At 53.7% G+C, this 11,461-nt stretch carries 11 protein-coding genes; 9 read left to right on the top strand and 2 right to left on the bottom strand.

What is annotated here, in order from left to right:
• The first annotated feature begins 255 nt into the window (after positions 1-255).
• From ACKTS9_RS15475 to rpiB, 9 genes are all read left to right on the top strand, one after another.
• Entirely contained in the window at positions 256-1,155 is a 900-nt protein-coding gene (locus ACKTS9_RS15475; protein WP_349214924.1) for an AraC family transcriptional regulator, read from the top strand.
• Between the two features lie 112 nt (positions 1,156-1,267).
• Positions 1,268-2,290 carry a UDP-glucose 4-epimerase GalE gene (gene galE / locus ACKTS9_RS15470; protein WP_407881769.1) on the top strand — a complete coding sequence of 341 codons (1,023 nt, stop codon included), beginning with the start codon at positions 1,268-1,270 and terminating at the stop codon, positions 2,288-2,290.
• A gap of 135 nt (positions 2,291-2,425) precedes the next feature.
• Positions 2,426-3,424 carry a LacI family DNA-binding transcriptional regulator gene (locus tag ACKTS9_RS15465; RefSeq protein ID WP_349214926.1) on the top strand — a complete coding sequence of 333 codons (999 nt, stop codon included), beginning with the start codon at positions 2,426-2,428 and terminating at the stop codon, positions 3,422-3,424.
• 247 nt (positions 3,425-3,671) lie between these two features.
• On the top strand, positions 3,672-4,703 hold the full coding sequence (gene alsB / locus ACKTS9_RS15460) for a D-allose transporter substrate-binding protein (protein ID WP_407881768.1): 1,032 nt from the start codon (positions 3,672-3,674) through the stop codon (positions 4,701-4,703).
• A 165-nt stretch (positions 4,704-4,868) separates the two neighbouring features.
• Positions 4,869-6,410 carry a sugar ABC transporter ATP-binding protein gene (locus ACKTS9_RS15455; protein ID WP_407881767.1) on the top strand — a complete coding sequence of 514 codons (1,542 nt, stop codon included), beginning with the start codon at positions 4,869-4,871 and terminating at the stop codon, positions 6,408-6,410.
• Positions 6,411-6,429: 19 nt separating this feature from the next.
• Positions 6,430-7,404: a D-allose ABC transporter permease gene (alsC, locus tag ACKTS9_RS15450; protein WP_407881766.1), complete on the top strand. Its 975-nt coding sequence runs from the start codon at positions 6,430-6,432 to the stop codon at positions 7,402-7,404.
• 21 nt (positions 7,405-7,425) lie between these two features.
• On the top strand, positions 7,426-8,109 hold the full coding sequence (alsE, locus tag ACKTS9_RS15445; RefSeq protein ID WP_407881765.1) for a D-allulose 6-phosphate 3-epimerase: 684 nt from the start codon (positions 7,426-7,428) through the stop codon (positions 8,107-8,109).
• 16 nt (positions 8,110-8,125) lie between these two features.
• Positions 8,126-9,058, top strand: coding sequence for an allose kinase (alsK, locus tag ACKTS9_RS15440; protein WP_407881764.1), 933 nt, complete (start codon positions 8,126-8,128; stop codon positions 9,056-9,058).
• Positions 9,059-9,124: 66 nt separating this feature from the next.
• Positions 9,125-9,589, top strand: coding sequence for a ribose 5-phosphate isomerase B (gene rpiB / locus ACKTS9_RS15435; protein WP_407881763.1), 465 nt, complete (start codon positions 9,125-9,127; stop codon positions 9,587-9,589).
• Positions 9,590-9,633: 44 nt separating this feature from the next.
• Here rpiB and ACKTS9_RS15430 read toward each other — a convergent pair whose 3' ends face one another.
• Positions 9,634-10,173: a cysteine hydrolase family protein gene (locus ACKTS9_RS15430; RefSeq protein WP_407881762.1), complete on the bottom strand. Its 540-nt coding sequence runs from the start codon at positions 10,171-10,173 to the stop codon at positions 9,634-9,636.
• Between the two features lie 5 nt (positions 10,174-10,178).
• Entirely contained in the window at positions 10,179-11,351 is a 1,173-nt protein-coding gene (gene alr / locus ACKTS9_RS15425; protein ID WP_407881761.1) for an alanine racemase, read from the bottom strand.
• Between the last annotated feature and the right edge of the window lie 110 nt (positions 11,352-11,461).

The raw sequence follows: 11,461 nt of genomic DNA, 5'->3' as shown, positions 1-11,461 counted from the left end.
TATTATCACATACAACGTGATTTTTAAAGTTTTTACTGTAAAAAATTCCAAATTCCGTGTACAATCTTTGGGGGGCATCCTTGTGCAAAACAACTAAAATTGTTTTCAAATCCCTCTCAGGTGCTGCGAAATCCACTTTGACTGCAACTGCAAAATTTGCATAATCCGCCTTTATTGTTTGCACAATCTGCTTTACAACTTCGTGCAAATATGCTTAAATAAGAGGTAAGAAAAGGCCGTGGGGAGGGAAGCTGTATGGGATATGAGGCACTGCCGCTCAAATCTGCTCTGTGCGTGGAGGCCATTGTGTCTGTTCACTATTTCGAGTATTCCAGCAATTACTACTTTGAAGGCGAACAACACGATTTCTGGGAATTTTTGTATGTGGACAAAGGCGAACTGGACGTTCTGGCCGGCGAGGAAACCCATCGGCTTCACAAGGGACAGATGATTTTCCATCAGCCCGGCGAATTTCACGCCCTGCGCACCACCGGGGTTGCTCCCAATCTGGTTGTGATCAGCTTCGTCTGCCGCGACCCCGCCATGCATTTTTTTGACGGGCGCCGCTTTGATGTAGGTGACACGGTGCGCATGCATCTGGCAGCGGTTCTGGAGGAGGCAGAATCCGCATTCAGCACTCCGCTGAATGACCCTCTGACCACCCGCCTGATCCGCCGCGAGGATGCGCCTTTTGGTGCGGACGGGATGATTTCTTCTCACCTGGAGCAAATGCTGATTTCCCTGGTCCGTCAGGAACAGACGCTTCATCGCGAAGAAAAGCCTTCCAGTCTGATTCGCACGCGCAATCAGCAGGATTTTGTGGACCATGTGACTGCTTATCTTCACGCCAATCTTTCGCAGCGCCTGACGTTGGCCGATGTGTGCCGTGAAAATCTGGTAGGCCGCAGTTATCTGCAAAAAATCTTTCGCGAGAAAACCGGCGGCGGCGTGATGGAATACTTCGGCGAACTGAAGATCCGCGCTGCACAGGAATACATCCGCGAGGGACGTTACAACTTCACGGAAATTGCTTCCATGTTGGGATATAATTCCATCCACTATTTTTCCCGTCATTTCAAAAAGGTCACAGGCATGACTCCCAGCGAATACGCGTCCAGCGTGAAGGTGCTCGCCGGCAAGAACCGCATTGAATAAGTTAATTCTGCAAAATTTGTATGCAAAAATCCATTTAACAAATGCCTCGCGGGCCGTACAATGAACATAGAAGAACAACCATCCGTGAACTTGAAAAAGGAGTGTTTTTTCCATGGCGATTTTGGTAAACGGCGGCGCCGGATACATCGGCAGCCACACCTGCATTGAATTGATGAAGGCCGGTTACGACATCATTGTGGCCGACAATCTGTACAACTCCTGTGAAGAGGCGCTGCACCGCGTAGAGCAGATCAGCGGGCGCAAGGTTCCTTTTGTAAATGTGGACCTGTGCGATGCGGCCGCGGTGGATCAGCTGTTCGCCAGCCATCCTGAGATTGAGGCGGTCATCCATTTCGCCGCCTACAAGGCGGTCGGCGAAAGCGTTCAGAAACCGCTGGAGTATTACACCAACAACCTGGGCTGCACACTGACCGTGCTGAACGCCATGCGCAAATACGGCGTCAAGAACTTCGTGTTCTCTTCCTCTGCCACCGTGTATGGCGATCCCGCCACTGTGCCCATCACCGAGGATTTCCCCACGGGTGCCACCACCAACCCCTATGGCACCACCAAAGTGATGATGGAGCAGATTCTGAAAGACGTCTGCAAAGCCGACCCCACCATGAATGTGGCTTTGCTGCGCTATTTCAACCCCATCGGTGCGCATGAGAGCGGTATGATTGGTGAAGACCCCAACGGAATCCCCAACAATCTGGTGCCCTATATTGCCAAAGTCGCTGTGGGCAAACTGGAAAAAGTACATGTCTTCGGCAATGACTATCCCACGCCCGACGGCACCGGCGTGCGCGACTACATTCATGTAGTGGATTTGGCCACCGGCCATGTGGCGGCGCTGAAAAAACTCGCCACCGGATGCGGCCTGTTCATTTGCAACCTGGGCACCGGCCACGGCTACAGCGTGTTGGACGTGATCCATGCCTATTCCAAAGCCTGCGGAAAAGAACTTCCCTATGTGATCGATCCCCGCCGGCCCGGCGACATCGCCGAGTGCTACGCGGATCCCCGCAAAGCCAAGGAAGAACTGGGCTGGGAAGCACAGTACGGAATTGAAGAAATGTGCGCTTCCAGCTGGAAGTGGCAGAGCATGAATCCCGATGGATACAAAGGGGCCTGATGTTCCTTGGCGGGCGGCGAAAAGCCGCCCGCTTTTTTTGTATTTTGGATTCGGCTTGCAAATATTGTACAGCAACAGTATACTGAAAACAGTAATAAATTACTGTATGTTCCGTGCAGTTCAGGAGGGAACCGAGTGGAAAAAGTAAAAAGCATTAAGGAAATCGCCCGGCTGGCCGGGGTTTCAACCGCGACGGTCTCCCGTGTGATCAACCAGAACGGGCGTTTTTCCAAAGAGACAGAGGAACGCGTCCGCCGCATCATCCGGCAGACGGAATACGTCCCCAACATGAGCGCCAAGGGGCTTCGCACCAACCGGACCCGCGTTGTAGGACTTGTGGTACCCGACATCACCAACCCCCACTTTTCCAGCCTGGTTCTGAAATTGGAAATGAATTTCTTCGAGCACGGGTATTCCTGCCTGATCTGCAATACCAACGAATCGGAAAAACTGGAGCGCAAACACATCCATACCCTTTCCGCTCAAAATGTCAGCGGCATTGTTTTGATTTCCGGCACGCGCAATTACTCAGAACTGGACGATGTGCCCGTGATCTATGTGGACCGCCCGTCCCGCAGCCAGAACAGCAGCGGCGTGATGATCGAGTCCGACAACGAAGAAGGCGGCTACCTGGCCACACAGGAACTTTTAAATGCCGGGTGTCGGCACCTGGTAATTCTGAAGTGCCTGAGCAGCGACACCAACCAGTTTTCCCGCTACAGGGGATTTCAGAGGGCTCTCGCGGAACATGGCATTGAAGAAGACCCTCATTTGTATGTGGATTTGCCCGAGGTGTCCAGTGAGAAAGCCCGCAATGCCATCACCTGGCTTCTGGAACAGAACTTTCATTTTGACGGCATCATGTGCACCACCGACACCATCGCGGCCGGCGCGCTGATTGCCCTGCGCGAACACGGTCTTTCCGTTCCGGAGGATGTCCTGGTGACCGGTTTCGACGACAGTCAGCTGGCAATTTCCTGCGGGCCCGGAATCACCAGTGTACATCAGGATGTCTCCAAAATGGCTCAGTTGGCCACGGGACTCCTTCTGGAAATGATTTGCGGTAAAATGCCCAAACAAACGTATTATCAATTACCGGTCTATTTGGAGGTGCGAGCTTCCACGCGGCGGTAATCGTCTTTTTTCGCAGCGCGCTGCCTGACAGTGCGCTGCTTTTTTGTTGTTGTTTTGTTATATTCACAGGTAAATTGCACAATTTGAGCAAACGATTACTCACCAAATTGATGAAAATCTTTCCCTTGTATTGACTTTTATTTGGACAAATAATATTATTATGGCGTTGCGAAAACGATTACTCGTTTTCACCGGAATCGTTCCCCGGCCTGCATCGCCAGGCACAAATTTTTAGGAGGATAAAGACATGAAAAAAGCAAAAGTTCTCGTAGCAGTCATGATGGCTGTGGTCATGGGTTTGAGCATGGTCGCCTGCGGCGGCAGCTCTTCCAGCACCAGCACCGCAGCAAGCACCGCCTCCACTTCTGAACCGGCCGACAGCGTTGGAACAGAAAGCGGCGACGCTGAGTATGCTGTGATCCTGAAAGTTCTCTCCAGCCAGTTCTGGCAGAGCATGCGCGACGGCATTCAGGCCAAAGCGGATGAGCTGGGAATCAAAGTTGACATTTACGCAGCCAACACCGAGGATGACGTAGAAGGCCAGGTCACCCTGCTGGAAAATGCCATCTCCAAAGGCTACAAAGCCATCGGCGTGGCCCCCATCTCCAACGTGAACCTGAACAACGCGATTGCTGACGCCACCGAAAAAGGCATCAAAATCGTCAACATCGACGAGAAAGTCGACATGGAAGCTCTGGCCGAACTGGGCGGCGCCTGCACCGCATATGTTGCCACGGATAACGTGGGCGTTGGCCGCATGGGCGCTGAGTACCTGATTGAGCAGATCGGCGGCGAAGGTGAAGTGGCCATCGTCGAAGGCAAAGCCGGTGCCGTTTCCGGTGAGAACCGCCGCGACGGCGCGAAAGCCGCTTTTGAAGAAGCCGGCCTGACCATCGTTGAGAGCCAGCCCGCTGACTGGGACCGCACCAAAGCGTATGACCTGGCGACCAACTACATCACTGCGCATCCCGACCTGAAAGCCATCTACTGCTGCAACGACACCATGGCCATGGGCGTTCAGGAAGCCGTTGAAGCTTCCGGCAAGGACATCAAAGTCTGCGGCACCGACGGCAATGACGACGCCATCCAGTCTGTTGCGGACGGCAAGCTGTGCGCAACCGTTGCGCAGGACCCCGCCGCTGTTGGCGCGAAGGGCCTGGAGCTGATGGTGCAGGCCGTTGAGGAAGATCTTCCCATGGAGCCGGGCGCTGAAGTTCCCACCACGGGCATCGACGCGATCCTGATCACCGCTGACAACGCGGCTGACTACCTGGCATAAAATCCGAACGTTTCACTCCGACCATGCAGGCCCCGCCTGCATGGTCGGAATCTTAATGGAAAGATGCTGTGAGCGATGGGCACTGCGGCCCGGCCGGAATGTCTATCCTGCTGACAGCATCTGAAAAGTGCGCAGTCAAACGATTTTTTGAAGGGGGAGGACGCGATGGAGCCCATTGTCCAAATGAACGGAATCACCAAGCGCTTTCCGGGTGTCGTGGCGCTGGACCACATCAACTTTGATGTGAAGCCCGGTGAAGTCCACGTGCTGCTTGGCGAAAACGGTGCCGGCAAATCCACATTGATGAAGGTGCTGAGCGGCGCCTACACACCGGATGAAGGAACCATTGTTCTGAACGGAAAAGAATACAAACGCCTCACACCGCATTTGTCCGCGGAAGGCGGCATCAGCATCATCTATCAGGAATTGAGTGTGGTCAACTGGCTGGACATTCGTGAAAATATTTTCATGGGCCGTCTGCCCTGCAAAAAAGTGGGACCTGCTCACATGGTGGATTACGCCACCATGAACAAGCGCACAGAAGAACTTCTGGCAAAAGTCAACCTGTCTCACCGAAAGCCCACCACCAATGTAGGTGATTTGAGCATCAGTGAAAAGCAGATGGTGGAGATTGCCAAAGCAGTGGCATTCAACGCCAAGGTCATCGTCATGGACGAACCCACCTCTTCCCTGACCGAAGAGGAAGTGCAGAAGCTTTTCACCATCATTCGCCAGCTCAAAGAAGAGGGCAAAGGCGTTGTTTTCATCTCCCACAAGCTGTCCGAAATTGCTGAGATCGGCGACCGCATCACCATTATGAAAGACGGCGGTTATGTGGGCACGTATCAGGTTTCCGACCTGACCACCGACGACATGATCCGCCTGATGGTTGGGCGCGAAATCAAAGGTACTTATCAGCACGCACCGGAAGAACATTATCAGTTCGGCGATGTTCTCTTTGAATGCAAACATCTCACCCGCAAAGACGGGCGCGTGAAGGACGTTTCCTTCTCCCTGCGCAAAGGCGAAATCCTCGGCTTCTCCGGCCTGGTCGGCGCGGGCCGCAGTGAGACCATGTGCGCCATTTACGGCGCCGCCCCTATCGCTTCCGGCGAGGTCTGGCTGAACGGCAAGCAGCTGCACATCAAAAATCCGTACAGTGCGCTGCGCCAGGGCATTGGTCTTGTGACCGAGAACCGGCGCGAGACCGGATTTTTCCAAAACTTCAGCAACAAGCGCAACATTTCCATCGCCTATCAGCTGAAGAATTCTTCTCTGGATGGCATGGGCGGTATTACAAACGATGCTCTGGAGAAAAGAATCGCGGAAAAGCAGCGGATGGAAATTCAGATCAAATGCGCATCTCTTGAGCAACTTACCTCGCAGCTTTCCGGCGGCAACCAGCAGAAAGTCATTCTGGGCAAATGGATGGCAGCCGACGTGAAACTTTTGATTTTTGACGAACCCACCAAGGGCATTGACGTAGGTACCAAGAGCGAAATTTACAAATTGATGCGCGGTCTTGCAGATCGCGGGATCGGCGTGATCGTGGTGTCCAGCGAAATGCCGGAGCTGCTGGGCTTGTGCGACCGGATTGCCGTCATGGCCGATGGCCGGATCACGGCAATGTACGACATTGCAGACGCAACCGAAGAGAAACTGGCGAAGGCTGCCACCGGCGAAGTGGCCGTCAGTGAAACCGCGTGACCACAGGGAGGAATGGAAATTGAAAACGCTTGAGAAGAAAAAATTCACCTTTACGGACTACTGGGACCGTTACAGTACCATCACGATCCTGGCCATCATGATCATCGTATTCGGCATTTTGCGCCCGGAAAGTTTTCTCACCAGTTCCAACCTGATCAAAATCGTGGAGCAGAGCTCCATCACCATTCTGCTGGGTCTGGGCGAGTTCTTTGCCATTCTTTTGGGCGGCATTGACCTGAGCGTCAGCTCTACCATGGCTCTGTCCGGCGCACTGACCGCACAGCTGATGGCCAACGCCGGCATGAATCCCCTGCTGGCGGTTCTCATCGGCGTCGTGGTGTTCGGCGCGATCATCGGCCTTCTGAACGGCTTTCTGGTCACCGCTACCGGCCTGCCCCCCTTCATCATCACGCTGGGTACGCAAGCCATTCTGCGCAGCCTTGTCTACATTATTACCGACGCCCGTGCGGTGTCCGGCCTGCCTGCTTCTTTCTCCAAAGTGGTCGGCGGAAAACTGTTTGATGTGATTCCTGTTCCCATTCTCGTGGCGTTGGTCACCGCTGCGATCCTCACCATCTTTACCTCAAAGCTGCAATGTGGCCGCAACCTGTATGCGCTGGGCGGCAATGCGCAGTCTGCCTGGTATGCCGGCATCACCGTCAAAAAGCACACCATCCTGGCTTTCTGCATCTCCGGCGTATGCGCTGCTCTGGCCGGTATGGTCAACATCGCCCGTCTGGCAGCTGCCGAGCCCAATGCCGGTACCGGTTATGAAACCTATGCCATTGAGGCTGTTATCATCGGCGGTGCTTCCTTCTTCGGCGGCATCGGCAAGATTCCCAAAGTGGTGATCGGCGGTTTGATCATCGGCGTAATCAACAACGGTTTGAACATGGTCGGCGTTTCCAGCTACTATCAGCAGCTTGCCATGGGCTGCCTGCTGATTCTGGCCGTCACCCTGGACCGTTTCTTCGGCGCCAGCCGCAAAAACTGATTTTTCACGGGAGGATTATGTATGAAACCTGAGTTTTCCGTAAGCCTGATGTGCATGGATTTCCTGGACATCAAGCATCAGATCGAAATACTGGATCAAAACATGGATGGTTATCACATCGATATCATGGACGGCCATTATTGCAAAAACATTACACTGAGCCCTGATTTCATGAAAGCCTGTGCTCGGATGGCCAAAAAGCCCATGGACGTGCATCTGATGACCACCAATCCCAATGACTGGATCGATGCCTGCGCTGCTGCCGGTGCGGCGATGATCAGTCCTCATGCCGAGACCATCAACACGGATTGCTTCCGCACGCTGAACCGCATTCGGGATGCGGGCTGCCAGGTAGGTGTTACGCTGAATCCGGCTACGCCTCTGTCCTATTGCAAACACTATCTGAATCGAATTGATGTTTTGACCCTGATGACGGTGGACGTGGGGTTTGCCGGCCAGCCGTTTATCACCGAGATTCTGGACAAAATCGCCGAGGCCAAACGCCTGCGCGAAGAAAATGGCTGGCATTACAAAATCATGATCGACGGTTCGTGCAACAAAAAGACGTTCAAGCGCCTGTACGAGGCCGGCGCCGATGTATTTATTCTCGGTTCCTCCGGTCTGTTCTCTCTGGATGTTGACCTTCAGACTGCCTGTGATAAAATGAAAGCACAGTTTGAGAAAGAAACAGGGGTAAAACCGTAAAAAGGGGGAGGACACCATGAGTGCATCTGAGCGTCTTGTACTTGGCATAGACATCGGCGGCACCAATATGCGCTTTGCGCTGGTGGATGAGCAACAGAATATGACCGCATTTGAGCGGTTGGACACACAAAGTATCTTTGCGGAAGTGGGACATCCGACGGAAAAACTCGCCGAATGTATCCGAACCTATTGCGGCCGCCATTTGGACGGTGCCATGCCGCTGGCAGTTTCCATTGGCTTTCCGTCCACCATTAATCGCGAGCGTACCGTCGTGGTGCAAACGCCCAACATCGCCTGCATCCCGGACAATTACGCCGTTGTGGAAGAGTTGGGCAGTGCCCTGGGAATTCCTGTTTACATCAACCGCGATGTGAACAATCTTTTGTTCTTTGATCTGGTTGATCTTGGCCTGACAAGCTGCGATTGCGTGGCGGGTATTTACTTTGGAACGGGAATCGGCAACGCTGTTCTGGTAAACGGAAAGATCATGCTGGGCAGAAACGGCGTCGCGGCAGAATTGGGGCACCTTCCCGTCTATGGAAACAAGCGTGTATGCAAATGCGGCAACGTCAGCTGCCTGGAAACGGTTGTCTCCGGCGTGGCACTGGAAAGCATCCAGGCCGAGCATTTCCCGGAGACATCGATCAAAAAGATTTTTGCAGAGCACATGGATTCCGGCATCATGCAGGAATTTGTGGAAGGAATGGGCCAGGCGGTCGCCGCAGAGGTCAATTTGTTTGATCCTGACTGCGTTGTACTTGGCGGCGGCCTTCTGCAAATGGAAGGGTTCCCCCATGCAATGCTGGAAGCGGCCGTCCATCGCTATGCGCGGAAGCCCTATCCGGAAAACAATCTGGAACTGCGCTATTCCCGGCCGAACCAGGCCAACGGAACCGTGGGCGCTGCAATCTATGCGTTTAAACGTATGGCGGATCCCAAGTATCTGTAACTGAAATCTGGCCCTTTTGAAACAAAAGGGCCAGATTTTTGACCAATTTAACAGGAGGCATTGAATATGAAACTGGCAATCGGAAACGATCACGTAGCCGTGGAGATGAAAAAAGAAATCAAAGCTTATCTGGAGGCCAAAGGAATTGAAATGGTCGATGTGGGTACCAACAGCACCGAGCGCTTCAACTACCCGATCAGCGGCTACAAAGTTGCTCAAATGGTTGCGGCCGGCGATGTGGACGGCGGCGTACTGATTTGCGGCACCGGCGTCGGCATCTCGCTGGCTGCCAATAAAGTAAAAGGCATTCGCGCATGCGTATGCAGCGAGCCTTACTCCGCCAAACTTTCCAAACAGCACAACAACACCAATATCATCGCTTTCGGCGCTCGCGTGATTGGCGTGGAAACTGCGAAAATGATCGTAGACGAATGGCTGAACGCAGAGTATGAAGGCGGCCGCCATCAGGTACGCGTGGACATGATCGCCGAGATCGAGAACACCGGCCATCTGCAGGCAGCAGAAGAATAACACCGGATAAGAAAAGGCGTGCGGAAATCCGCACGCCTTTTTATTTAAACAATATTGTATCCCATTCCCGCCAAAACGGCCAATGCCCGCTCGTGATTCTCCTCTGTTGCCGCCGCGCACAGAGAACGGTGGATTGTAACCGGCGCGTTCAAAAAGTGGCTGTGCAGCACAATCGCATTGGACAGCACACAAATATCCGTCACCACACCGCACAGCGCAATCTCATCCGGTGCGCCGCCGCACAGCGTCAGCACCTGGCCCGGAAGAGCGGCGCTTCCGAATGTCGGTTTGTCCACTACCATCACGTTGGGGTGCACCCCATTCTCATAAGCAGCCAGCTTTCCGTACAGATGCCAGCCGTCTGTTCCCCGAACGCAATGAGGCACCGGCAAAAACATTCCCTCACGCGTCTGCAAATAATTTTCCGGATGCGTATCCCGTGTAAACAATACGTAGCCGCCGCTCTGCTCGTATTCGGTCACCTTCGCAGCAATGCCGTCTTCCAGTTTCCGGGCAGCCGGATTTTCCAGCGCGCCGGTCACAAAATCGTTCTGATAATCCACCACTACCAGCAGTTTTTTCATCCGGCTCATTCTCCTTCCAGATAATTGACGAAATCCACTTCCCTGCCGTTTTCCACATAGACACGAGGCACGCGTCGGCCGATATCGCACAAAATCTCGTAGTTAACCGTATTGGCAGCCGCTGCGATATCATCCACGCTGTGGGCGATACCGTCGCCGAAAATCACTGCCTCGTCCCCTGCTTTCACATCGGGAATTTCGGTCACATCCACCATCATCTGGTCCATGCATACACGGCCCAGCACACGGGCAGGTTTCCCGTGCAGAGACACCACGCCGCGGTTGGACATTACCCTGGGATAACCGTCTGCGTAACCCACAGGCAATGTCGCCACACGCATGGGCTTTTCTGCGGTGAACGTGCACCCATAGCTGACTTTGTCTCCCTGCGCCAGATTTTTGACCATCGACACAACCGCCTTCAGCTTCATGGCGGGTGTCAACCCCGGCAGGCATACATCGGAAGAAGGGTCGCACCCGTACAGAATGATGCCCGGGCGGACCATATCCAGATGATACTGCGGCCATGCAAATGTGCCCGCGGAATTGCAGCAATGGGCCACCGCAATGGAATGCCCTTTTTCTTTCAGTGCCTGAATTACGCGTTCAAACACATTGTACTGTGCTTTGGTGTATTCCACATCCTCGGGGATGTTGCTGTCCGCCACGGCAAAATGCGTAAAAATGCCCACCACGGCCAAGCCGGGCATGCTGCAAACTTCATTCATTTCTTCCACAGCAGCCTCAAAATCATCCCGTGCCGTAAAACCAATGCGCCCCATGCCCGTGTCCACTTTCAGGTGCACGTTTACCGTGACGCCTGCACGCTGGGCCGCACGGGAAAGCTCCCTTGCGTATTCCAGCGAAAAAACAGTCTGCATAATATCGTTTACTACCAAAGCCGCCGCGTTGTGTGCGCCGGTATAGCCTAAAATCAAAATTGGTTTTGCCACGCCGACCCGGCGCAGGCGGACTGCTTCTTCAAAGCCGGAAACGGCAAACCGGTCTGCTCCTTCTTCGTCCAAAAGCGTGACCACCGCCACATCCCCATGGCCGTAGGCATCTGCTTTCACGACCGCCATCACTGCCGCGTCTTCCGCCTTGCTTTTCACCAGGCGATAATTGTGCCGCAATGCGCCAAGGTCTACCTCAGCCCAACAGCGTCTGTCAAAATCCATATCAAAACCACCTTATTGGAATTCGATCTCTTCCCTCCGCGCTTTCTGCGGATACATTATATATAGTAGCACAGCCGTGCTGGCAAGGCAAACAGAACCCTGTCGCTTTT

This window comes from Owariibacterium komagatae (assembly GCF_045865535.1).
Taxonomy (GTDB): Bacteria; Bacillota; Clostridia; order Oscillospirales; family Ruminococcaceae; genus Ruthenibacterium; species Ruthenibacterium komagatae.
The sequence above is the reverse complement of the archived record's forward strand: the minus strand, read 5'-3'. Positions and strand labels throughout refer to the sequence as shown.